The organism is Rhodanobacter sp. DHG33, assembly GCF_014843005.1.
GTDB lineage: Bacteria > Pseudomonadota > Gammaproteobacteria > Xanthomonadales > Rhodanobacteraceae > Rhodanobacter_A.
Genome location: NZ_JACYXM010000001.1, coordinates 203,703 through 227,217, shown reverse-complemented (window position 1 = coordinate 227,217; position 23,515 = coordinate 203,703). Strand labels below are relative to the sequence as shown.

The 23,515-nt window shown below is 67.0% G+C and carries 16 protein-coding genes; 7 read left to right on the top strand and 9 right to left on the bottom strand.

Annotation, left to right across the window (positions count from 1 at the left end; translation table 11 throughout):
* Window positions 1–22 precede the first annotated feature (22 nt).
* The 4 genes from IHE46_RS01000 to IHE46_RS00985 all read left to right on the top strand — a co-directional run bounded on the left by IHE46_RS01000 (window position 23) and on the right by IHE46_RS00985 (window position 7,439).
* Window positions 23–2,620, top strand: coding sequence for a TonB-dependent receptor (locus IHE46_RS01000; RefSeq protein ID WP_225562706.1), 2,598 nt, complete (start codon window positions 23–25; stop codon window positions 2,618–2,620).
* A 133-nt stretch (window positions 2,621–2,753) separates the two neighbouring features.
* Window positions 2,754–4,754 (top strand): trehalase family glycosidase, encoded by a 2,001-nt coding sequence (locus tag IHE46_RS00995; RefSeq protein WP_192162638.1) that lies wholly within the window; start codon window positions 2,754–2,756, stop codon window positions 4,752–4,754.
* A gap of 48 nt (window positions 4,755–4,802) precedes the next feature.
* Complete coding sequence (locus tag IHE46_RS00990) at window positions 4,803–6,098, top strand: amino acid permease (protein ID WP_343229969.1); 1,296 nt, start codon at window positions 4,803–4,805, stop codon at window positions 6,096–6,098.
* Between the two features lie 192 nt (window positions 6,099–6,290).
* Window positions 6,291–7,439 carry an aldose epimerase family protein gene (locus IHE46_RS00985; RefSeq protein WP_192162634.1) on the top strand — a complete coding sequence of 383 codons (1,149 nt, stop codon included), beginning with the start codon at window positions 6,291–6,293 and terminating at the stop codon, window positions 7,437–7,439.
* A gap of 96 nt (window positions 7,440–7,535) precedes the next feature.
* Here IHE46_RS00985 and IHE46_RS00980 read toward each other — a convergent pair whose 3' ends face one another.
* From IHE46_RS00980 to IHE46_RS00940, 9 genes are all read right to left on the bottom strand, one after another.
* Entirely contained in the window at window positions 7,536–8,927 is a 1,392-nt protein-coding gene (locus IHE46_RS00980) for a sugar porter family MFS transporter (RefSeq protein ID WP_192162632.1), read from the bottom strand.
* 54 nt (window positions 8,928–8,981) lie between these two features.
* Complete coding sequence (locus tag IHE46_RS00975) at window positions 8,982–9,887, bottom strand: SMP-30/gluconolactonase/LRE family protein (RefSeq protein ID WP_192162631.1); 906 nt, start codon at window positions 9,885–9,887, stop codon at window positions 8,982–8,984.
* Window positions 9,884–10,651: an SDR family oxidoreductase gene (locus IHE46_RS00970; RefSeq protein WP_192162630.1), complete on the bottom strand. Its 768-nt coding sequence runs from the start codon at window positions 10,649–10,651 to the stop codon at window positions 9,884–9,886. The genes IHE46_RS00975 and IHE46_RS00970 overlap by 4 nt, the downstream gene beginning before the upstream one ends.
* A gap of 5 nt (window positions 10,652–10,656) precedes the next feature.
* Complete coding sequence (dgoD, locus tag IHE46_RS00965; RefSeq protein WP_192162629.1) at window positions 10,657–11,805, bottom strand: galactonate dehydratase; 1,149 nt, start codon at window positions 11,803–11,805, stop codon at window positions 10,657–10,659.
* On the bottom strand, window positions 11,802–12,431 hold the full coding sequence (locus IHE46_RS00960; RefSeq protein WP_192162628.1) for a 2-dehydro-3-deoxy-6-phosphogalactonate aldolase: 630 nt from the start codon (window positions 12,429–12,431) through the stop codon (window positions 11,802–11,804). The genes dgoD and IHE46_RS00960 overlap by 4 nt, the downstream gene beginning before the upstream one ends.
* On the bottom strand, window positions 12,425–13,351 hold the full coding sequence (locus IHE46_RS00955) for a 2-dehydro-3-deoxygalactonokinase (protein ID WP_192162627.1): 927 nt from the start codon (window positions 13,349–13,351) through the stop codon (window positions 12,425–12,427). The genes IHE46_RS00960 and IHE46_RS00955 overlap by 7 nt, the downstream gene beginning before the upstream one ends.
* A complete protein-coding gene (locus IHE46_RS00950; protein WP_192162626.1) occupies window positions 13,348–14,055 on the bottom strand; it encodes a FadR/GntR family transcriptional regulator in 708 nt (235 codons plus the stop codon). The genes IHE46_RS00955 and IHE46_RS00950 overlap by 4 nt, the downstream gene beginning before the upstream one ends.
* Before the next feature lie 191 nt (window positions 14,056–14,246).
* On the bottom strand, window positions 14,247–15,617 hold the full coding sequence (locus IHE46_RS00945) for a cytochrome c peroxidase (protein WP_192162625.1): 1,371 nt from the start codon (window positions 15,615–15,617) through the stop codon (window positions 14,247–14,249).
* A gap of 115 nt (window positions 15,618–15,732) precedes the next feature.
* The gene (locus IHE46_RS00940) at window positions 15,733–17,472 is read right to left on the bottom strand and encodes an alkaline phosphatase family protein (RefSeq protein WP_192162624.1); all 1,740 of its coding nucleotides are present in this window, start codon (window positions 17,470–17,472) and stop codon (window positions 15,733–15,735) included.
* A gap of 256 nt (window positions 17,473–17,728) precedes the next feature.
* On the opposite strand from IHE46_RS00940, the gene IHE46_RS00935 reads away from it, so the two are divergent.
* The 3 genes from IHE46_RS00935 (at window position 17,729) to IHE46_RS00925 (ending at window position 23,471) form a co-directional block, all read left to right on the top strand.
* Entirely contained in the window at window positions 17,729–18,145 is a 417-nt protein-coding gene (locus tag IHE46_RS00935) for a hypothetical protein (RefSeq protein WP_192162623.1), read from the top strand.
* Window positions 18,146–18,321: 176 nt separating this feature from the next.
* Window positions 18,322–20,238, top strand: coding sequence for a chloride channel protein (locus IHE46_RS00930; RefSeq protein ID WP_192162622.1), 1,917 nt, complete (start codon window positions 18,322–18,324; stop codon window positions 20,236–20,238).
* Window positions 20,239–20,552: 314 nt separating this feature from the next.
* Window positions 20,553–23,471 (top strand): TonB-dependent receptor, encoded by a 2,919-nt coding sequence (locus tag IHE46_RS00925; protein ID WP_192163111.1) that lies wholly within the window; start codon window positions 20,553–20,555, stop codon window positions 23,469–23,471.
* Window positions 23,472–23,515 lie beyond the last annotated feature (44 nt).

Below are 23,515 nucleotides of genomic sequence, written 5' to 3'. Positions count from 1 at the left end.
GGCCGCTTGGGATGGCGCCTGCATGCAAGTTCATGACAACAACTATTCGGGTAGGGGTATCGAGATGAAGAATCGCAAGCGAATCAACCGGTGCGCTCTGGCGGCCGCCATCAGCCTCATGCTGGCGTCAGGTGCCGCGGTTGCGCAGGACACGACGGGCCAGAGCGCGCAGGCGCCGGCGGCGCCCGTAGCGAAAAACAAGGCGCAGGTATCGTCCGACGCGAACGCGAAGTCCGCGCAGACACTCGACCAGGTAGTGGTCACCGGCACGCCCAACGTGGGCGGCATCCGCAAGATCGACGCCAGCTATTCGATCACCACGGCGACCAGCGAGCAGATCCGCGAACTCAACCCGGTCAGCACGGCCGACCTGTTGAAGATGTCGCCCGGCGTGTATCCGGAATCCTCCGGTGGCGAGACCGGCGCGAACATCGAAGTGGCCGGCTTCCCGTCGGACAGCGGCGCGCCCTTCGTGACGCTGCAGATGAACGGCTCGCCGCTGTTCCCGAAATGGGACTACTTCACCGACGCGATGTTCCGCCTCGACGACACCATCGACCGCGTGGAAGCGGTGCAGGGCGGCACCTCGGTGCTGTACGGCAACGGCCAGCCCGGCCTGATCGCCAACTTCATCCTGAAGGAAGGCTCCTCCACGCCCGGCGGCGACATCGGCATCACCTACGGCTCGGAAGGCATGGAGCGGCTGGACGGCTTCTACGGTTTCCCGCTCGGCGCGAACAGCGGCTGGTACGCCAGCGTGGGCGGCTTCTGGCGCAAGTCCGACGGCGTGCGCAATCCGCAGTTCCCCTCGGACAAGGGCGGCCAGCTCACCGCCACGCTCAGCCACGACCTGGAGCACGGCTCGCTGATGTTCTACGCGCGTGACCTCAAGGACAAGAACCAGTGGGTCACCGACACGCCGATCTACAACCCGTCGGCGGGCAAGTTCACGGCCTATCCGGGCTTCAATCCGCTTACCGGCACCTTCGGCAGCAACGTCGACCGCTACCAGTTCCTGCAGACCACGCCCTGCTTCACCAACGGCTGCACGCCCACCGGCCAGAACATCGACATGGCCAACGGCCAGGGCGGTGACATGCACGTGATCGGCGCCAACCTCGACCTGGATTTCGACAACGGCTGGTCGCTGTCCGACAAGGCCATCCTCGTCGGCGGCAACATGGACACCACGGCGTTCTACAGCACCGGCGCCAACCCGAGCTCGCTGGGCGATTTCATCACCGGCTCGGTCGCCGGCTTCGGCCTGCCTGCCGGCGGCACCGCCACGGCGGTCTACACCAACAACGGCCAGGCGGCTGACCTGAGCCAGAACGTCTCGGTGCAGAACCCGGAATACATCCACAAGCGCATCCACTCGCTCAGCAACGAGTTCCAGCTGAGCAAGGAGATCTTCGACGGCAACACGCTGACCTTCGGCAACTACACCGCGGTGTACGGCATGGATCACTCCGAGGCCGACGGCCTCAACATGCTGCTGCAGGCGAAGAACAACCCGACCCCGATCGCGGTGAACTACACCGTCGGCGGCAACGTCTACCAGCTCACCGACAATCAGGGCCTGTTCTGGGCGCCCGGCCCGGCGTCGTGGATGGCGTTCAACGAGCACTGGCACGCCACCACCACGGCGTTCTACCTCGCCGACGAATGGACGGTGGGCAAGTGGCGCTTCGACGGCGGCGTGCGCTGGCAGCACGACAACATCGGCGGCAATTTCCAGAACACCGCATCGGGCGACCTCGACGCCAATCCCAACACGGTCTACAACAACAACGCCGAGTACCTGATCGACAGCTGGACCCACTACGGCCAGAACCGCGGCGCAGCCTCGTGGACGTTGGGCGCCAACTACGAGCTGGCCGACAACATGAGCCTGTACGGCCGCGTCAACAACGGTGCGTTCCTGCCCAGCTTCGACGACATCGTGAACCTCGGCAACCCGCCGACCGAGCACATCCACAACTACGAGATGGGCTTCAAGTACCAGGCGCCGTGGATCTACGCGGACGTCGGCGTGTACCACCGCCAGTTCATCGGCGTGCCGTACTCCATCCAGCTGAGCACGGGGCTGGTCAGCCTCGTCTACGGCTCGATGACCAACGGCGTCAACGCGCAGGTGATGCTCAAGCCGTTCGAGCACTTCTCCCTGGCGCTCAGCGGCAACTACATGCACGGCCACTACAACCGCTACGCGGGCTGCGTGACGTACCAGACGCAGGACGGCAGCTACCAGTGCAGCAGCATCTCCGGCATGACGGTGGACCGCCAGCCCGAGATCCAGTACCGCGTGACGCCGGCCTACGAGTTCCCCACCAGCTGGGGCAGCATGAAGTTCTGGGCCACCTACGAACACATCGGCAACCGCTTCAGCGACCAGCTGCAGCAGCAGCCGATGGGCAGCTACTACGACCTGAGCTTTGGCGCCAATGCCAACATCGGCGAGCAGTGGGTGCTGAGCCTGCGCGGCACCAACCTGACCAACCAGATCGGCATCACCGAAGGCAACGCGCGCCTGTTCGGCTTCGCCAGCGAAGGCGGCGTGATCCTGGCCCGCTCCATCGAGGGCCGCGAGGTGAACTTCCAGGTCAAGTACAAGTTCTGACGTCCGCCTGCTGAAGCTCGTCGGCCCGCATCGCCCGTCACGTCCGTGATCGGTGGGTGCGGGCCGACGGATTTTCCGGCCAGCTGTGGGGCAGACTGTCCGCACGCGCAGGCTCAATCGGAGACACGGTTCCATGCGTTCACTCATTAAGCCACTGATCCTCGCGGCCGCCATGGCCATGGCGATCGGCCTGCACGCGGCGCCAACGGAGCAACCCGTCGCGCAGTACCAGGATCTGCTCGATTTCCACGGCACGCCGAGCACGGCGACGGACCGCGGCTTCAACATTTTCTTCGACATGGGTGCGTGGCAGGGCTATAGCCTGCCGCGGACCGGCGATACGGGCACGGGCTTCTCCGGTCCCTTCGTGCATAGCCTCGGCACGGGGCAGTGGGCGGGTGTGCGTTTTGCCGCGCTGACTCTGCGCGATGCGGGCGGGAAGAACGGCATCGATCTCAAGGAAACGGCGAGTCATGCCGTGCCGGGTGCGCTGGAGCGGACGTTCTCGGCGGACGGCCTGAAGGTGCGGCAGACGCTGTTCTTCGCCGACTCCTGGCATGCGCTGGTACGCATCGAGTTGAGCGCAGACAGGGCGCGCGATGTGGAGCTGGCGATCGGCGGTCGTGCGATGCCGCTGCCGGGCAGCCATCTCGCCGGCGATGGCGATGCGGTGACGCAAAGGTTCGCCGACTCGCCTTCCACGCTCATCACGCAGGTGCATGCGGATGGATTGGTTGCCGATCACGTCAGTGTGTCGGGCAACGACTATCGCATCGCGCTGGACAGGCCGCTGCATCTCGAAGCCGGCAAGCCCGCCACGCTTTACGCGGTGCAGACGCTGCGTTACGACGCGAACGCGAAGCCGCCTTCGATCGATTACACCCAGGCGTGGGACGCCAATCGTGCGCGCTGGAATGGCTATTTGAAATCCGTCGCCACCAGCCATATCGACGGCCTATCCGACGACGTGGCGCGACGCGTAGCCGTGAAAGCCGTTGTTACTTTGATCGGCAACTGGCGCGCGGCGCGCGGCGACGTGCACTACGACGGCGTGGTTCCCTCGTATTCCAATCCCGACTTCAACGGTTTCTGGGCCTGGGATTCGTGGAAGCACGCAGCAGCGCTGGCTTGGTTCGCGCCGGATCTCGCGCGCGAGCAGATCCGCGCCATGTTCGACTATCAGGGCGCCGACGGCATGCTGCCAGACTGCGTCTTCATCCGTCGCGCGGACGACAACTGGCGCGACAGCAAGCCGCCGCTGGCGACCTGGGCGGTGATGGAGGTGTATCGGGCCACCGGCGACCGCGCCTTCCTGGCCGAGATGTACGACAAGCTGGTGCGCTATCACCGCTGGTGGTTCGCGGACCGCGACCACGACCGCAATGGCCTCGCCGAATTCGGTTCCACCGACGGCACGCGCATTGCGGCGGCATGGGAAAGCGGCATGGACAACGCCGTGCGTTTCGACGGCGCGAAGATGGTCAAGAACAGCGAGCACGCGTGGTCGCTGGACCAGGAGTCGGTCGATCTCAACGCCTATCTCTACCGCGAGGCCGTGGAGCTGGCGCAGATCGCCGAGCTGCTGGGCAAGCCGCAGGACAGGCAGCAGTGGCAGGCGCAAGCCGATGCGATGAAGGGCGCGATCCAGTCGCGCATGTACGACGCGAAGCTGGGCTGGTTCTTCGATGCCAGGCTCGGCAAGCCCGACCTCGTGCGTGTGTACGGCTCGGAGGGATGGGCGCCGCTGTGGGCCGGCGTGGCGACGGCGGCACAGGCCGCCGCCGTCGAGAAGACGATGCTGGATCCGCGCAAGTTCGCCACGACGATGCCGTTCCCCACGCTGGCCGCGGACGATCCGCACTTCTCGCCGATCAAGGGCTACTGGCGTGGGCCGGTGTGGATGGACCAGTCGCTGTTCGGCGTCGAGGCGCTGCAGCGATACGGCTACACGAAGGAGGCCGGTGCGATGGCGCGCCGGCTGGTGCTCAACGCGAAAGGGCTGGCGACCGGGCAGGCGACGTTCCGCGAGAACTATGATCCGCTGACGGGGAACGGCTACCAGTCGCAGAACTTCAGCTGGTCGGCCGCGAGCTATCTGCTCCTGCTCGGAAACCGCGCAGGCGGCGAGCGGTAACGGGCTCGACATGCAACACAAAGCCAAGGGCGGTCATCGAACATGGGCGTGAGCAAACGGCAGATCGGATTGGTCACCGCCACGGCGCTGGTCCTGGGCAACATGATCGGGTCGGGCGTGTTCATGCTGCCCGCGACGCTGGCACCTTACGGCGGCTACAGCCTGGCTGGATGGCTGTTGAGTGCCGTGGGAGCGATGCTGCTGGCAGGCGTGTTCTATCGCCTCGCCAGGCGTGCGCCGCGCGCCGGCGGCCCCTATGCGTACAGCCGCGAAGCCTTCGGCGACTGCATCGGTTTCCTGGTGGCGTGGGTTTACTGGTTCTCGTCGATCGGCGGCAACGCGGCGATCGCGGTGGCCTTCGCCAGTTACCTCTCGACCTTCGTGCCGGCCGTGGGCGCCAGTCCGCTGTTCGGTGCGCTGACCGCGCTGGCGGCGATCTGGGTGGCCACTTTCGTGAACATGGCCGGCGTGCGCAGCGCGGGCGTGGTGCAGGTGGTGACCACGGTGCTGAAGATCGCGCCGCTGCTCGCGCTGGTGCTGTTCGGCCTGTCGCACTTCGATCCGCATCTGCTGGCGCCGGGCAAGCAAGCGGGCTCGCCATGGAGCGCCGTCAACATCAGCATGACCGCGACGCTGTTCGCGTTCGTGGGCGTGGAATGCGCCACCATCCCGGCGGGGCACGTGCGTGATCCGGAGAAAACCATCCCGCGCGCGACCCTGCTGGGAACCTTGATCGCGGCGCTGGTCTATGTAGCCTGCACCACGGCGGTGATGGGCATGCTGCCCGCGCCGGTGCTGGCGAAATCGCAGGCGCCGTTCGCCGATGCGGGACAGATCCTGTGGGGCGGCTGGGCGAGCTATCTCATCGCGGGAGCCGCCGCCATCTCGTGTTTCGGCGCGCTCAACGGCTGGACGCTGATCGCCGGGCAGTTCCCGCAGGCGGTGGCGCAGGATGGCTTGTTCCCGAAGTTCTTCGCGCGCGAATCCAAGCGCGGCGTACCCGTGCCGGCCCTGCTGGTCGCGGCGGTGGTCAACAGCCTGCTGGTGCTGGCGAACTACAGCCGCGGCATGGTCGGCATGTTCACCTTCGTGGTGCTGCTGACCACCCTGAGCAACGTGGTCGCCTACCTGTTCTGCGCCATGGCGGACGTGGCGCTGGCGTATCGGGAAGGCCGGCCCGTGCCGTTGCGCGATCCGCTGCTCGCCTGCGCCGCGTTCGGCTTTTCGATCTGGGCCGTGATCGGTGCGGGCGCGGATGCGGCTTACTGGAACCTCATCCTGCTGGCGCTGGGGCTGCCGGTCTACGTGTGGCAGACGCGGCGCGCTTCATCAGCCATCGCCTGACGATCGCCGCCGCGGCACCCGTCTGAGTGAACATGGTTGCCGGCCGATGCGACGCAGTGACAGGCAGCTCGCGACGAGCCGACGCATCTCCGCCCGAAATATCGGAGTGGGGTAGGGATGCCTGCCAAATGTCCTATTATTTGTGGATGTTCGGGCTTGCCCGATGTCATTCCATGAAGCGGGGACCGCACGATGAACAGGCACCTGGCCGTTTGCGTTTTCTTCCTGCCGGGATTGGCTGCGCCCTGGCTGTGCAGCGCGGCTGATGTCAGCCAGACCACCTTTGGCAACATGCCCGATGGGCGCAAGGTGGAGGTGGTGACGCTGGACGACGGCCATGGGTTCACCGCCCGCGTGATCAGCCTGGGCGCGAGCCTGCAGTCGCTCACGCTGCCCGACCGCCATGGCAAGCTCGCCGACGTGGTGCTGGCCTATCCCGACCTGCACGATTACCTGGCCAAGCCGCAGTACTTCGGCGCCACGGTGGGACGCTTCGCCAACCGCATTGCCAAGGGCCGCTTCACGCTGGACGGCAAGAACTACCAGCTCACCATCAACGACGGGCCGAACTCGCTGCATGGCGGCACGAAGGGTTTCGACAAGGTGGTGTGGCAGGTGGTGAAGGTGGCGAAGTCGCCCGAACCCAGCGTGACTCTGCAGTACGTCAGCCCCGACGGCGACCAGGGCTACCCCGGCACGCTCACCGCCACCGCCACCTACACGCTCAAGGCCGGCCACGAGCTGGACATCGACTACAGCGCCACCACCGACAAGCCCACCATCGTCAACCTCAGCAACCACACCTACTGGAATCTGGGCGGCGAAGGCTCGGGCAGCGTGTACGACGACATCCTCACCATCCCGGGCGACAGCATCACGCCGGTGGACGACACGCTGATTCCCACCGGCGAGTTCCGCGCCGTGGCCGGTACCGACTACGACTTCCGCCAGGGCAAGCCGATCGGCCGCGACATCCGCGACGGCAAGGAGCCGCAGCTCCTGCTCGGACATGGCTACGACATGAACTGGGTGATCAGCCGCACGGAAGCGTCCGCGCCGCGGCTGGTGGCGAAGGTGGAGGATCCACACAGCGGTCGCGTGCTGGAGCTCTACTCCGCACAGCCGGGCCTGCAGTTCTATTCGGGCAATTTCCTCGACGGCACCAGCCTGGGCAAGTCGGGCCGCATCTACCGTCAGGGCGATGCCTTCGTGCTGGAGCCGCAGCGGTTCCCGGACACACCCAACCATCCCGGCTTCGGCCCGGCCCGGCTGGCGCCGGGGCAGACCTATCGCAGCCACATCATCTACCGCTTCTCGGTGGATGGTGGTGCGGCTCGCTAGGCACCACGCTGTCGCGCATTCAATAGGGGCGGACTTGGTCGATTCCGCCAGCCGCGGCGCTCACGAGGGCCGCGGCTGGATGTCATCGGTTCCGTCTCAGCGCCCGATCTGCCGCAGCGCCTTGCCGGCCATCAGGTTGCGCTCGATCTGCTCCAGCGTGACGCCCTTGGTTTCCGGCACCAGCCAATAGGTGAGCGCGATGAACACGACGTTGAAGGCACCGTAGAGCCAGAACGTCTCGGCCTGGCCGATGCCGTTGAGCAGCGGCAGGAACGAGAGGCCGACCAGCCAGTTGGCCGCCCAATTGGTGAAGGTGGAACAGCCGATGCCGAAGTCGCGGCCCTTGAGCGGCTGGATTTCCGAGCACAGCGTCCAGATCAGCGGGCCCGCCGACATCGCGAAGCCCACGATGAACACCAGCAGCATGCCCACGGTGAAATATTGCTGACCGTGCGAATGGATGCCCAGCTTCATCATGCTGCCGACCACGCCGAGACCGATCGCCATCACCACGAAGCCGACGTAGAGGATGGGCTTGCGACCCAGCTTGTCCACCAGGCCGATGGCGATGAAGGTGGCCAGCACGTTCACCAGGCCGACGATGGCGGTAAACCACATCTGCGATTCGGTGTCGTAGCCCATGCCCTGGAAGATGCGCGGCGCGTAGTACATCACCACGTTCATGCCGGTGAGCTGCTGCATCACCTGCAGCAGCACGCCCAGCCCCACCGAGCGGCGGAAGTTGGTGTTCTGCAGGAACATCTGCAAGCCGCGCTGCGGCGTCTTCAGCTGCTCCTTGATTTCGCCGACTTCCTTGGCAATGGCATCGCGGTTGCCTAGCAGTTTCTCCAGCACTTGTTCGGCTTCGTCCTGGCGGCCCTTCATCAGCAACCAGCGCGGGCTTTCCGGCAGGAAGGCCACACCGAACAGGAACAGCGCGCCGGGGATGGCGATGATGCCCAGCATCCAGCGCCAATTGCCCGAATAGCTGAGCGCGGTGTCGGAAAGGAAGGCGACCAGGATGCCGATCGTGATCATCAGCTGATACATCGAGATCATCGCGCCGCGGATCGATTCGGGCGCGACTTCGGCGAGGTAGAGCGGTGCGGTGAAGCTGGCCAGGCCGATGGCGACACCCAGCACGAGGCGGCCAACGATCAGCACCTCCGGCGTCGGCGCCAGGCCGCACAGCACGGAGCCGCCGACGAACAGCACGGCGCCGAGGATCATCGTGCGCTTGCGGCCCAGCTGGCTGGACAGCCAGCCGGCGACCAGCGCGCCAAGTGCAGCGCCGAGCATCATCACGCTGACGATCCAGCCCAGGGTGTCGTCGCCGATGCCGAAGTCCTTCTGCAGGAACTGCTGCGCGCCGGAAATCACGCCGATGTCCAGGCCGAACATCAGCCCCGCCAGCGCGGCGAGGATGCAGACGAAGATGGCGGTGGCCTTGCTGTGCCTGGCGGCGGGTGCTGCGCTGGTGATGCTCATCAATGTCTCCCCGTGGAATGGCGCACGTACGGCTTTATCGGATGGCTGCGGTACTCATGGAGTGTCGCCCACTGGCGGCGTGCCTGCAAAGCGTGGCTCGGGCAGGCCGCGCACGTCGATCTGCGCGGCGAACAGCGCGCCGGCCAGCGGCTCGCCCGCCAGCGTATCGGCACCGAGGCCGTCGCGGGCGCTGGTGACGTAGAGCGTGTCCAGCGCCGATCCGCCGAAGGCGGGGCGCGTGGGCTGGCGCGCGGGCAGCGGCAGGATGCGGTCGAGGCTGCCGTCGGCGCGGTAGCGCACCACGCGGCCCAGACCCCATTGCGCGTTCCACAGGCCACCGTCGGCATCGACGCAGGAGCCGTCCGGCTCGCCTGCGGTGTCGCGCAGGTCGGCGAACAGGCGCGTGTCGCCCAGCGTGTCGCCGTAGTCGCAGCAGCGGATCGTGCGTGCCAGCGAATCGCAGTAGTACAGCGTGCGGCCGTCGGGACTGAAGGCGAGGCTGTTGCTGATCGCCACGCCTTCCAGCGGCAGCTTTTCCAGCGTGAGGTCGGCGCGCAGGCGCCAGAACCCGCCGATGGGCTGCTTCGCGCCGCCGTCGGCGGGTTCGTGCAGGGTGCCGAACACGAAGCGGCCCTGCCGGTCGCAGGCGCCGTCGTTGCAGCGCGTGGGCAGCTGCGGTTCCACTTCGTGCAGCGTGTGCAGCGCACCGTCGGCGAGGCGGAAGAACGCCAGTCGCGAAGCCAGTGCCAGCAGCAGCCAGCCGTCCGCTTCGCACAGCACGAAGGAGGCGAGGCGTTCGGGCAGCCGCCATTGCTTCGCCTCGCCGCCGGATGGCGTGTAGCGCCACAGCGTGGAGGCGTGGATGTCGGTCCAGTACAGCGCCTGCGCGCGGTCGCACCAGGTGATGCCTTCGCCCAGCGTGTTGCGCGCCTCGAGCACGGCCTGCATCGGCGCGCTCATACCCAGCCGCCGTCCACGATGAAATCCTGGCCGGTGCACATGCGGCTGTCGTCCGCGGCGAGGAACAGCGCCATGCGCGCCAGATCCTCGGCCATCAGATAGCCGGGCATGCATTGCACGCGCGCGATCTCGGCCTCGCCTTCGGCGTCCAGCCACAGCGCGCGCTGCTTCTCGGTGATCGCCCAGCCGGGCACCAGCGCGTTGATGCGGATGTTCTGCTGGCCGAGCTCGCGCGCCATGCCGTTGACGAAGCCGTGCACGGCGGCCTTGGCCATCGCGTACAGCGGGTAGCCGGCGTTCTTCTTCATCCAGCCGGTGGAGCCGAGGCAGACGATGGAGCCGCCGCCGAGCTCTTGCATGTCGGGGATCACCGCTTGCGTGGCGAACACCTGGTGGCGCAGGTTCACTGCCACGTTGCGCTCGAACGCGGCGGCATCCACGTCGGCCAACGCGTGGCGCACGTCGTTGGCGGCGTTGTTGACCAGCACCGCGATGGGGCCGACGTGCGCGCGCGCGGCGGCGATGGCGGCATGCAGCGCGTCGAGATCGGTGAGGTCGCAACGCAGGAACAGCGGCGCGTGCGGCGCGTCCTGCAGGCCGTCGAGCACGGACCGCGCGCCGGCTTCGTCCACGTCGAGGAAAGCCACCTTCGCGCCCTGCCGCGCGAAGTGTTCGACGAAGGACGCGCCGATGCCGCTGGCACCGCCGGTGATCAGTACGCTGCGCTCGCGCAGGCTGGGGTAGCTGGCGTAGCGGTCGGCCATCGCGCTCACCACTCCGCCACGCTGCCGTCGGCATGGCGCCACACCGGGTTGTGCCACTGGTGGCCCACCTTGGCGCGCTCGGCCACGTAGGCCTCGTTCACCTCGATGCCCAGACCCGGCCCCTTCGGCATGCCCACGTAACCGTCGGCGTAGGCGAACACGCTGCGGTCGGTGACGTAGTCGAGCAGGTCGTTGCTGGCGTTGTAGTGGATGCCCAGGCTCTGTTCCTGGATGAAGGCGTTGTGGCACACCGCGTCCAGCTGCAGGTTGGCGGCCAGCGCGATCGGACCCAGCGGGCAGTGCAGCGCCAGCCCCACGTCGTAGGCCTCGGCCATCGCGGCGATCTTGCGCGTTTCGGTGATGCCGCCCGCATGCGAGGGGTCCGGCTGGATGATGTCCACGCCGCCGGTCTGCAGCACGCGCTTGAAGTCGTAGCGCGAGTACAGGCGTTCGCCCAGCGCGATCGGCGCGGGCGAGATCGCGGCCAGCTCGGGGATGCATTCCAGGTATTCGGAGAGCACCGGTTCCTCGATGAACATCAGCTTGAACGGCGCCAGTTCGCGCATCAGCACCTTGGCCATCGGCTTGTGCACGCGGCCGTGGAAATCCACGCCGATGCCGATGTGCGGCCCCACCGCGTCGCGGATGGCCTGCACGTTTTCCAGTACGCGCTCGACCTTGTCGTAGGTGTCGATGTACTGCAGTTCCTCGGTGGCGTTCATCTTCACCGCGGTGAAGCCGCGCGCCACGGCATCCTGCGCTGCCTTGGCCGTATCGGCCGGCCGGTCGCCGCCGATCCACGAGTACACGCGGATGCGGTCGCGCACCGGGCCGCCGAGCAGTTCGTGCACCGGCTTGCCGAGGTCCTTGCCCTTGATGTCCCACAGTGCCTGATCGATGCCGGCGATCGCGCTCATCAGCACCGGGCCGCCGCGGTAGAAGCCGCCGCGGTAGAGCACGCTCCAGTGATCCTCGATGTGGCGCGGGTCCTTGCCGATCAGATAGTCCGACAGCTCCTCCACGGCGGCGGCCACGGTGTGTGCGCGGCCTTCCACCACCGGTTCGCCCCAGCCGCTGATGCCGGCATCGGTGTCGATGCGCAGGAACAGCCAGCGCGGCGGCACCTTGTAGACGGTGAGCTTGGTGATCTTCATGCGTGCTTATCCAGAATGCGCCAGGCCTGTGCAAAGGCGCGGGCGCGTTGCGCGGTGTCATCGAGAGAGCGGCCGGGTGCGAACAGCGCCGAGCCGATACCGAAGCCGGCGGCGCCCGCGATCACCCAGGGCGCCATGTTGTCGGGTGCGACGCCGCCCACCGGCAGCACTGCCACGTCGCGCGGCAGCACCGCGCGCCAGGCCTTGAGCACGGCGGGCGAAAACTGCTCGGCGGGGAACAGTTTCAGGCCATCGGCCCCGGCGGCGAGCGCGGCGAAGGCTTCGGTGGGCGTGGCCACGCCGGGCACGCAGAGCAGGCCGGCCGACTTGGCGGCGCGGATCACCGCGGTGTCGGCATGCGGCATCACGATCAGCCGGCCGCCTGCGTTCGCCACGGCTTCGACCTGGGCCGGTGTCATCACCGTGCCCGCGCCCACCAGCACGTCCTTGCCCAGCGCCTCGGCGAGCAGGGCGATGCTGTCGAACGGCTGCGGCGAGTTCAGCGGCACTTCCAGCACGCGGAAACCGGCATCGACGATGGCGCGGCCGGTGGCCACGGCTTCGCCGGGCACGAGGCCGCGCAGTATCGCCACCAGCGGCAAGGGTTTGAGCCACGGCGTCAGCATGCGCTGGGTTCCCTGGAATGGATGAGGTCGGCCTGCGCCGCCAGTTGCCACAGGCCATGCGCGGCGGCATCGGGGATCGGCGATGGCAGCTCGATGTCGAACAGCGCGGCCGCATGGCGATAGCGTTCGCACAAGGCGGCTTCGCCAATCAGCTGCAGCGGCGCGTCGCGGCGGGCGAGGCCGTCGGCCAGCGCGGCGCGGAATTCCTCGCCGATCAGCAGGCCGGAGAGGTAGTCGGGCACGGACGCGGGCGCCAAGGCGCCATCGAGCATCAAGGCGCGTGCGGAGAACAGCCGGCTCAGCGCGCCGGCCGCGCCGCTGTCGCGGGCGGCGCCGACGCCACGGGCGAAGGCTTCCGCATCGTTCGCGGCCTCGGCTCCGCTGGCGCCGAGGATGGAATGCTGCCGCAGCACGGCGAACAGTTCGCCGGTCATCAGGGTGCGGAAGCCGGTTACCGCGCCGTCGCGCACCACCGCCCACTTGCTGTGCGTGCCGGGCAGGATGAAGGTGGAGGCCGTGCTCAGCTCGGGTCGCAACACCAGCGCGCCGATCAGCTGCGTTTCCTCGCCGCGCATCACGTCGGGGCCGTGCGCGTCGCGCAGGCCGGGAATCAGGTGGACGTCCATGCCGTCGGCAGCGCGCACGGATCCGAGCGCATTGCCGAGCTGCGCAGCATTCGCGGGAAGATCGAGGTAGGGCATCTCGCGCCAGCCGTTGCGGCTGCCGACCATGCCGCAGGCCACGCGCGGCAGTGCGGGCCAGCCGGCGGTGATGCCGGCCAGCGCGGCGTCGTAGCCGCCTTCCGGCAGGTGGCGGATGCCCCACGGGCGTGCACGTGTCTCTTCAAGCCGGCCCGTGGCGTCGAAACGGAACGCACGCAGGCTGCTGGTACCCCAGTCGAGTGCGATCAGTCCGCTCATGCCTTCTTCGCGTGGCGACGGATGTTGCTGCGCGAGTCGGCCACCATCTTCTGCATCGCCTCGCGCGCCACTTCGGGCTGGCGGCGGCGGACGGCGTCCAGCACCTTCTTGTGGTGCGGCAGCGAATACTTGAAATCGCTGGCCTTGAGCGCCGACAGGGCCAGGTAGCTGCCCAGCGCGGTCTCGATTACCGCAAACAGCGAGATCATCAGTTCGTTGTGCGTGGCGTGCAGCACGGCCTCGTGGAAGGCCAGATCCGCCACGGACCATTCCTCGCGGTCGTTCGACGCGGCCATGGCCTCGTAGGCAGCCTCGATGCGGTCGAGCTGGTCGGGGTTGCGGCGGCGTGCGGCGGCCGCAGCGGCCGCGGGTTCGATGATCTCGCGCATTTCCACCAGCTTGTCGACGAAATCGTCGGTGGGCATGGAGGCGCAGCGCCAGGCCAGCACGTCGGCATCGAGCTGGTTCCAGTGCAGGGTGTCGCGCACGCGGGTGCCGGTTTTCTGGCGCGATTCGATCAGGCCCTTGGCGGACAGCACCTTCATCGCCTCGCGCAAGGCAGTGCGGCTCACTTTCATGCGCTCGGCCAGCAGCTCCTCGCGCGGCAGGTTCTGCCCGGGCGCGATCTCGCCCCCGACGATCAGCCGGCCCAGTTCCTGCACTACCTGACCGTGCAGGTTGCGCACCACGACGGGTTTCACCATGCCTGTTCTCCCTGCCGCGGCCGCGTTTTGCGGCCATGGGTATGATTTGTACTACATAATGTACAGCAAGTCGTGGAAGCCGCGTTAATTTCGTCGGCTCTTTTAAGGTGAAAATGCATAAGGCCGGTCCGACGGCCACGAGCCGGCCGCACCGGCAAACCGGCGCCAGGGTCCGGGGATGCCGTTGCAGCTTACCTGCCTGGCGCGCCGTGCGTCTGCACCGCGTAGCCATCGTCCAGCGTGTGCAGGAAGGCGATGACGTCGCAGATGTCCTGCGCGCTGAGTGGGGCGGGGTCGCCCGCGTGGCGGTCGAAGGGGGCGTCGGCGGTGTCCACGTTGGCCCGATACGCCGCGGGCAGGTCGTCGTAGACCTGCGGCTGGCCATGCGTGTCGTGCGGATAGATCCGCTCCGGCGCGACGCTGCGCAGATTGTAGAAATCGAGCACCTGCGTCAGCGAATGGTAGACGCCGTTGTGGAAGAACACGGCGCGCCGGTCCACGTTGCGCAGGGTGGGCGTAAGGAACATGCCGCAGTACTGCGTCTGCGCCGCGAGGTCCTTGCGGAAAGGTCCGCAGATGCCGAGGTCGTGGAAGCGCGGGTCGCGGTTGACCGCCAGCGCGGTGTTGCGCGGCACGCCCAGCGCTTCGTACTGGGTGTCGGTGAACAGCGGCGGCAGGCCGTCGCGCGTGGGCTGGCTGAGGTGGCAGGCGGCGCAATTGCCTTTCGCGGGGTCGTCGAACAGGCGCAGGCCGCGCATTTCGGCGGGCGTCAGGCGGGCCTGTCCCTGCAGCCAGGCGTCGTACTTGCTGGTGAAGGGGTGGAAGGACGGGTCTTCGATCTCGAAGCGGCCGATGGCGAACATGGCTTCGTCGATGAGCTGCCGCGGATCGTTGACGATGCCCGGTCCGAACAATTGCGCGAAGGTCTGGCGATAGCGGCTGCGCACCAGCCGCGCGGCCACGTCGTCCATGCTGCGGTTGGCCATTTCCACCGGGTTGAGCAGGGGCAGGTAGGCCTGTCGCTGCAGCGAATCGGCGCGACCGTCCCAGAACAGGCCGCCCTGCGGCACCATCGCCGGCGCGGCGGGAGCGACGTCGGCCTGCTTGGTGGCGCGCGGGTCGCTGCGCGCGGCGGTGGCCAGCGCAGCGAGGTTGGGCGCCACGTCGTCGCCGGAACTGTCCGGGCCGATGCTGAAGGGACGTTGCCGGTACAGATAAGCCAGCGAAGGCGGCGGCCGGTAGCCGACCTTGCGCAGATCCACGCCGCCAGGCTGCACGGCGAGGGCGTTGGGCGGGTTGTAGCTGTACGCGGGGCTGTGGCACGACGCGCAGGACTGCCTGCCCGAACCCGACAGCATGGGATCGAAGAACAGCGCCTTGCCGAGTTGCGCCACGGCGCTCAGCGGCTGCGCTTTCGGCAGGCGCAGGCGGACGGGATGCGGATTGCTGCCGTCGCCGCCCTGCGGCGCGGCTGCCTGGTCGAGGAAGGCGTAGCTGGCGAGGCAGCTGAAGGTGCACACCGTGCCCAGCAGCAACCTGGCCAGGCGATGCGGCTTGCGCATGGCACGGAGGAGAGTGGTCTGATTGGCCCGCATCGTGGTGTGCGTTCTCTTTTCCCGGAATAGCCAAAGATAAGCCCCTCTCCCGCAGGCGGGAGAGGGGCCGGGATGGCTTCCGTCAGGAATGCCAGTGCCAGCGCTTGTCCACCGGCAAGCCGGTGTCGGGATCCAGGATCAGTCGCGGCGTCAGGTCGAACGCGCGGCGGCGGAAGTCGAACATGCGCATGATGCTGCCGGTGCTGGCATCGTTCGAGCCGTCGCCCAGGCGCTGGCCGCGCAGCCAGTTGTCCTCGATGAAGCGCACCACCGAGGCCTGCGTGATCTGCGTGTCGTCCACGTAGTTGCTGCGCGCCCACGGCGAGATCACCAGGAACGGCACGCGCGTGCCGGGGCCGCAGCGGCCGTTGACCGCGCCGCCCTTCACGCCCACGCCCTGCTTGGCGCCTTTGGCATTGCATACGCCCGGGGCATTGAGCTGGTCGGCGCCGATGACCGAGCCTTCCTTGGTGTTGGCGTCGAAGGACGACGTGGAGGGCGCGGTGTAGCGGTGGTCGTACCAGCCGTCGGAGTCGTCGTAGGTGATGATGACGGCCGTGCTGTCCCAGTCGGGTTGGTGCTGCAGGAAGTTGAGCACCTTCACCACGAAGGCCTGCTCGTCCAGCGGGTCGGAGTTGCCCGGGTGCGCATCGCCCACGGCGGGCGGCTTGATGTAGCTCACCGACGGGAAGTTGCCGGCCGACACGGCCTTGAAGAAATCGTTGACGTCGTACTCGTGATGCACCGGCGTGGCGGTGCCGTCCTTGTCGTCGGTGCGGCCGATCTGTTCCAGCGAGGTCGGGCGCGTGTGCGCCGGGTTGGACGTGCTGGCGTAGTACTGGAACCAGTTGTGGTGCGGCACGTAGTCGGAGACGGAGGCATCCAGCACGCCGGAGTAAGTGCTGCGCGTGCAGCCGGTGCTGCCGTTCTCGTTGGTGGCGGCCAGGTCGAAGCCGCCCATGAAGCCGCCCCAGGTGATGTGGCCGGCGTTGAGCAGGTCGCCGATGTTCTTCGAGGTCATCTGCACGGTGTTGCTGGTGGACGAGCAGGTGTCGTAGGCCGGGTCGGTGTCGCCGATCAGGCTGAGGCCGCCCTGCGTGTCGGGCACGGTGGCGGCCGAGCCCAGCACCACCTTGGCGCCGTTGTTGGTGCCCGAGACCACGGCGATCGCGCCCGGCGTCGAGGGGCCGTAGGTGTCGGTGTAGGCGTTGTCGTCCATCGCGAAGTTCTGCGCGTAGTTCCACATTGCGGTGACGGTGTTGCCGTCGTAGTAGCCCATCACCAGGCCGTGCGTGCCGAACGCGCCCGTGGTGGTCACGGTGTTGTTGCCGGTGTAGGCGGGGAAGCGGTCGGCGGCGCCGTTGTCGTAGGCGAGCTGCTCGGGCGTGTAGCTGTGGTTCTGGCCTTCGGTGTTGGCCTGCGTGCGGTCGAGGCGGAACGGGTTCACCGCGTTGGCGCCGTTGGCCAGGTTGGACTTGTTCGGGTTGTCGTTGAGCAGCGCCGGCGTGAGGCCTTCCACCTGCGGCGTGAAGGGCCGGGCCCTGAAGGCGGGTTCGCCGGCCGGGTTCGCGGCCACCGGATAGGTGCCGAAGTAGTGATCGAACGAGCGGTTCTCGTCGAAGATCACCACCAGATGCTTGATCGGCGTGGCGGTGGGGATTTCATCCTGCGGCGAACGCCCCTGGCCGTGCCAGGGGGCATGCGCAAAGCCGTCCGCCTGGTTCGGGGTCGGGTTGGCCTGGGCCTGGGCGGCGATCGCGAACCCCATGATGGCGATCGACGCGGGCAGCAGCGCCTTGCGGAGCAAGTGGAGACTGGACATGTGGAAACTCCCGGAGTGGATGCAACGACACGGGGCGGGCAAGGCCCCTCGTGTGGACTCCCCCTGCAGCAAGCCTCGCGACACGTCATCCGCGTCGCCGGGCATGTGCGGAATTGCATCACTCTTGTGTGAAGGTTCCGGGACAGCAAAAGCTTGCGGCGCATTGGCTTTTCCGCGCCCTGCCATGGGTTACGCTTGCACCGACGCCGCGGCATAGGGGCTGCGGCGCTTCATCTAAAAAAGGGGAGTGGCAGCCATGCTGGGGATTTCAGTGTTTGGTGCGTTGGCGGGCGTGGGCCTGTTCTTTGGCCTGCTGATGATCGTGGTCGGCGTGCTGGTCTCGGCGCTGGTGCTGAGCCTGGCGTACCGGCTGGTGGTCGGACACATGCCGGACTTCGCGCGGGCATTGGCTGTGGTTGTGGTGTCCTGGCTGGCGAAGTGGGTGGTGATGCTGATCCTGCACGGGGGTGCGGGTAGCGTGCTGTCCTGGGTGGCGCAGTTCCTGGTAGGTGCGCTGATCATCAACATGCTGCTGCTGGCGAAGGACGGCAGCCAGATCGGCTACGGCAAGTCCTGTCTGGTGCAACTGCTGACCACAGTGATCTTCGTGGTGATTGCTGTCGTGATGATGCTGGTGTTCGGCGGCATGATGCTGGGCATGCTGCACCACTGAGCGCCTTGCGCCGGGATCGGGGAGGGCGGGCGCGGTCTGCCCTCCCTTTTTGTTTGGCGTACCGCGTGCTTTCGACCTTGGCCGTCCGGGCGTGCCGATGTCGCAAGAACGCGCGGCTTCGGTTTGTGCGGGCGAAGGCGTAACATTTCCGGCTTTGCGTCGCGATGGATCCCTCCATGACCTCACCTACTGACGATTCGCGCAACCACGCCGACGTCCGCGTCCAAGGCAGCACGGACGCCTTGCCGTTGTCGCCCGCGCTGGGCGTGACGCTGGATGCGGCGAAGATGCCGCGCCGCTCCACCCTGGTCGATCGCCGCGTGCTGCACATCACGGCGGTGTCCGTGGTGCTGGGCATCGGCGCGGCGGTGATCGCGAAAATCCTCACCATGCTGATCGGCCTCATCACGAACCTCGCGTTCTACGGCCAGGCCTCCACCGCGTTTTCCTCGCCGGCCGACGCGGTGCCGCACCTGGGCTGGTGGGTGGTGCCGATTCCCGTGGTGGGCGGCGTGATCGTAGGGTTCATGGCGCGCTGGGGTTCGCGCGCGATCCGCGGCCACGGCATCCCCGAGGCGATGGAGCAGGTGCTGCTCAACGAATCGAAGATTCCGCCGCGCATCACCTTCCTGAAACCGATTTCCTCGGCCATCGCGATCGGCACCGGCGGCCCCTTCGGTGCGGAAGGTCCGATCATCGCCACCGGCGGCGCGCTGGGTTCCTTCGTCGGGCAGGTGATGAAGGTCACCGGCAGCGAGCGCAAGGTGCTGTTGGCGGCGGGCGCGGCGGCGGGCATGTCGGCGATCTTCTCAGCGCCCATCGCGGCGGTGGTGCTGGCAGTGGAACTGCTGTTGTTCGAACTGCGCCCGCGTTCGCTGATCCCGGTGGCGCTGGCCTGCGTGGCCGCCACCGGCACGCGCTACGTGCTGATGGGCACCGAACCGGTGTTCGCGATGCCGGTGCTGGCCTCGCCCGGCGGCTGGGCGCTGGCCACCTATGTGCTGATCGGCGCGGTGGTCGGCCTCATCAGCGTGTGGACCACGAAGATCGTCTACGCCATCGAGGACTGGTTTGAGGAGCTGCCGATCCACTGGATGTGGTGGCCGGCGATCGGCGGCCTGGTGGTGGGCGTGGTGGGCTACTTCGCGCCGCTGACGCTGGGCGTGGGCTACAGCAATATCGAGAACATCCTCAACGGCCGGCTGACGCTGACGGGGCTGGCCTTCCTGTGCGTGATGAAGTTCGTGTCGTGGTCGGTTTCGCTGGGTAGCGGCACCTCGGGCGGCACGCTGGCGCCGCTGTTCACCATCGGCGGCGCGCTGGGCGCGGTGGCCGGCATCGGTGTGGCCGCGGTGGCCCCGCACTTCGGCATGGACCCGCGCATCGCCGCGCTGGTGGGCATGGCGGCGATCTTCGCTGGCGCCTCGCGCGCGCTGCTCACGGCGGTGGTGTTCGCGTTCGAGACCACGGCGCAGCCGGCCGGGCTGCTGCCGCTGCTGGGCGGTTGCACCGCCGCCTATCTGATCTCCGCACTGATGATGCGCAACACCATCATGACCGAGAAGATCGCCCGCCGCGGCGTGCGCGTGCCCGCCGAGTACGCAGCCGACTATCTCGACCAGGTGGTGGTGGGCGATGCCTGCGCGCGCGACGTGGTGACGCTGCAGATCGCGCAGACGCTGGCCGAGGTGCGCCGCTGGCTGGGCGAAGGTTCGCCGGATGCGCAGCACCAGGGCTTCCCGGTGGTGGACGAACAGGGCCGCGTGCACGGCGTGCTGACGCGCCGCAGCCTGCTCGATCCGCAGTGGCACTACACGCTGACCCTGGGCGAACTGGTGACGCGCCCGCCGATCGCGGTGAACGAAGGCCATTCGCTGCGCGAAGCCGCCGACCACATGGTGGCCGAGGGCGTGGGTCGGCTGGTCGTTGTGAGCAAGGACGACCCGCGCAAGCTGGTCGGCATCCTCACCCGTGGCGACATCCTCGCCGCGCACGGACGCCGCCTGCGCGAGGCGCGCCACTCCGCGCGCCACCTGCGTTTCCGCGACGGCCTCAGGCCGCGGCCCGAGGAAGCGGTCGCTTCACGCCACTGACCGGCGAAGCACGACAGACAAACGGCCCGCGAGGGCCGTTTTTCGTTGCAGCCCCGTTGCGTTGCGACGCAAAAAGATAGCGCCGTTTTACAAAAGTTTACGCAATTGTTTGCGTGTCCGAAGGGGATCGGGGATGCTCACCGGTGACGCCTTGGCGATCGCGGTCCCGATGGGGGATCGGCCGCTGTTTCGCATGGCGTCGCCACGACGCAGAGCGTGGCTGAACGTCCACAACGGGGTTACACGGGAGGAGACTGATGAATACTCGTAGGAAACGCGTTTCGGGTAGGGGGAGTGCCGTACTTGAGCGGCGGATGCTGGTCGTGGCGTGCGCGACGGCATGGCTTTTCGCAGTGCCGGCCCAGGCTGCCTTCGCGCAGGAGGCGCCGAGCCAGAACCAGGGCACGCAAGATCAGACGCCGAAGGATCAGGCGACGCAGAACAATCAAACGACCCAAAACAAGAACCAGGCGAAGCCGAACAAGAACGCGCAGTCGTCCAAGACCAACCAGCAGCCGCAGACCAGCCAGTTCAGCGCCGTGGTGGTGAACGGCATCAGCACCAGCATCCAGAGCGCGCTGGACACGAAGAAGAACTCCAACGACATCGTCGAGGCCATCTCCGCCGAAGACATCGGCAAGCTGCCCGACGTGAGCATCGCCGACAGTCTGGCGCGTCTGCCGGGCTTGACCACGCAGCGCGTGGACGGCCAGGCCAGCGCGATCTCGATACGCGGCCTGGATCCGGGTTTCGCGGGCACCACGCTCAACGGCCGCGAGCAGGCGACGATAGGCGAGAACCGCGGCGTGGAGTACGACCAGTACCCGTCGGAGCTCATCAACGGCGCCATCGTCTACAAGACGCCGGACGCCAGCGTGATCGGCCAGGGTCTGGCCGGCACGGTGGACCTGCAGACCATCAATCCGTTGGATCTCTCCAAGCGCACCCTGGTGTTCAATGTGCGCGGCGAGCACAACACCAACGGCGACCTCAACCCCGGCACGGGGACGGGCACCACGGGGCATCGCGCCAGCTTCTCCTACATCGACCAGTTCCTCGACCACACCCTGGGTGTCGCCATCGGCTTCGCGCAGCTCGACCAGCCGATCCAGGAGAAGCAGTACCAGGCCTGGTGGTGGGGCGCGGACAACGGCAGCGCCGGCATGGACCAGAACTGGGGTGCGCGCACCATGCCGGGCATGCCGGACAACGTGAACTCGCAACAGGGCATGCAGTTGCGCGCGCAGTCGCAGGACGAGAAGCGCAACGGCCTGATGGCGGTACTGGAGTGGGCGCCCAACGACACCTACTACTCGAAGCTGGACATGTACTACTCCACCTTCAACAAGCGCGAGTTCACCAACGGACTGCAGTGGTCCAGCAGCCCCTACGGCCAGCCCTACGACAATCTTTCCTACGCCAACGTGGGCACGTCGCCGGGTTCGCCGCTGCCCATCGTGACCTCGGGCACCATGCTCGGCCTGGCGCCGATCATGCAGAACGACTACACCAAGGAACACGACAAGCTGTATTCGATCGGCTGGAACAACAAGCTCTACCTCGGCGACTGGACGACCTCGCTCGACCTGTCTTCGTCCTCGGCGCGGGTGAAGCTGCACGACGCCTACCTGTTCACCGGGCTCGCCAACGGCGGCCTCGCCAACGTGGGCTTCAACACGCCGACGGGGCCGGGCTATCCGGATTTCAGCCCGAACGTGAACTTCGCCGATCCATCCAACGTGGTCTTCACCGACCCGGACAACTACGGCTACGACGGCCGCCAGGAGTTCGATCGCCAGGACGACCGCATCACTGCGTTCCGCCTGCAGGCGAGCCGCACGCTGGACTGGTGGATCTTCAGTGGCCTGGATCTGGGCGTCGACTACTCGGACCGCACCAAGACCAAGCACGCCGACGTGGATTTCGCATGGTTGAACGGCAACGGCGCCAGCGACGGCAGCTACCTGTACAACTACAGCTCGCCGATCAGCCCGTCCTTCCTCTACGGCCCGACGTCGCTGGGCTACGGCGGCATTCCCGGCATCATCAACTACAACGTGCTGGGCGCGATGTACAACCAGTTCTACCTCACCCCGGAGAACGAGTCGGGCGACTGGAGCCGCAACTACACGATCGAGGAGAAGGTTCCGCTGGCCTATGCCAAGCTCGACATCAACACGGACGTGGCGGGACTGCCGCTGGCCGGCAACGTAGGCGTGCAGTTCGTGCACACCGACCAGTCGTCCACGGCGCTGCAGACCAACGGCAACGCGCTGGTGGGCAGCATCCACGGCGGCACCACGTACAACAACGTGCTGCCCAGCCTGAATCTGAAGCTCCAGCTGAGCGATAGCCAGTACCTGCGTTTCGGCCTTGCCAAGACCATGACCCGCGGCCGCATCGACGACGAGAAGATCTCCTCCTCCGTCAGCGTGGCCAAGGTCACCGACGGTCCGCAGGCGGGGCAGGTGGTGTGGTCGGGCAGTGGCGGCAATCCGTTGCTGAAGCCTTACGTGGCGGTGGGTACCGACATCTCGTGGGAGAAGTATTTCGGCAACGCCAGCTACGTGTCGGTGGCGGTGTTCAAGAAGAACCTGCTCAACTACATCTACAACAAGACCGTCCTCAACTACGACTTCTCCAACTACATCAACGACACGCCGACGCTGAAGCCGACCAGCAACTACGGCGCGTTCACCACGCCGGAAAACGGCACGGGCGGCTCGATGAACGGCCTGGAGCTGGCCGGCTCGTTCGAGGGCGGCCTGCTGGCCCACGCGCTGGAAGGCTTCGGCATGCAGGTCAACTATTCGCTGGTCAACAGCGATATCCCGACCAGTTCCATCTCGTCGATTCCGGGCGGGCCCAAGACGCTGCCCGGCCTGTCGCACAAGAGCGGCGACATCACGCTGTACTACGAGCGCAACGGGTTCTCGGCGCGCATCTCGCAGCGTTACCGTTCCTCGTTCACCGGCGAGACGGTGGCGCTGTTCGACCAGCTCGGCTACACCAAGATCCTGGCGAACCGGCAAACCGACCTGCAGCTGGAATACGACTTCAGCCAGGGACCGATGACGGGCCTGTCGATCCTGCTGCAGGTGAACAACCTGTCCAACTCGCCGGACGCGACGGTGCAGTACGCCACGCTCGCCAACAGCGTGCCGATGACCATGCCGCTGGAATACGACACCTGGGGACGTACCGTGTTGCTCGGCCTAAGTTACAAGCTATGAGCCGTACGGCCATGGACGGCCGCCGGTTCGACCCGCGCGATCAG

Coding starts and splice junctions, on each gene's coding strand:
- IHE46_RS01000 (WP_225562706.1), top strand. CDS start 23: ATGCAAGTTCATGACAACAACTATTCGGGTAGGGGTATCGAGATGAAG.
- IHE46_RS00995 (WP_192162638.1), top strand. CDS start 2,754: ATGCGTTCACTCATTAAGCCACTGATCCTCGCGGCCGCCATGGCCATG.
- IHE46_RS00985 (WP_192162634.1), top strand. CDS start 6,291: ATGAACAGGCACCTGGCCGTTTGCGTTTTCTTCCTGCCGGGATTGGCT.
- IHE46_RS00980 (WP_192162632.1), bottom strand. CDS start 8,927: ATGAGCATCACCAGCGCAGCACCCGCCGCCAGGCACAGCAAGGCCACC.
- IHE46_RS00975 (WP_192162631.1), bottom strand. CDS start 9,887: ATGAGCGCGCCGATGCAGGCCGTGCTCGAGGCGCGCAACACGCTGGGC.
- IHE46_RS00970 (WP_192162630.1), bottom strand. CDS start 10,651: ATGGCCGACCGCTACGCCAGCTACCCCAGCCTGCGCGAGCGCAGCGTA.
- dgoD (WP_192162629.1), bottom strand. CDS start 11,805: ATGAAGATCACCAAGCTCACCGTCTACAAGGTGCCGCCGCGCTGGCTG.
- IHE46_RS00960 (WP_192162628.1), bottom strand. CDS start 12,431: ATGCTGACGCCGTGGCTCAAACCCTTGCCGCTGGTGGCGATACTGCGC.
- IHE46_RS00955 (WP_192162627.1), bottom strand. CDS start 13,351: ATGAGCGGACTGATCGCACTCGACTGGGGTACCAGCAGCCTGCGTGCG.
- IHE46_RS00950 (WP_192162626.1), bottom strand. CDS start 14,055: ATGGTGAAACCCGTCGTGGTGCGCAACCTGCACGGTCAGGTAGTGCAG.
- IHE46_RS00945 (WP_192162625.1), bottom strand. CDS start 15,617: ATGCGCAAGCCGCATCGCCTGGCCAGGTTGCTGCTGGGCACGGTGTGC.
- IHE46_RS00940 (WP_192162624.1), bottom strand. CDS start 17,472: ATGTCCAGTCTCCACTTGCTCCGCAAGGCGCTGCTGCCCGCGTCGATC.
- IHE46_RS00935 (WP_192162623.1), top strand. CDS start 17,729: ATGCTGGGGATTTCAGTGTTTGGTGCGTTGGCGGGCGTGGGCCTGTTC.
- IHE46_RS00930 (WP_192162622.1), top strand. CDS start 18,322: ATGACCTCACCTACTGACGATTCGCGCAACCACGCCGACGTCCGCGTC.
- IHE46_RS00925 (WP_192163111.1), top strand. CDS start 20,553: ATGCTGGTCGTGGCGTGCGCGACGGCATGGCTTTTCGCAGTGCCGGCC.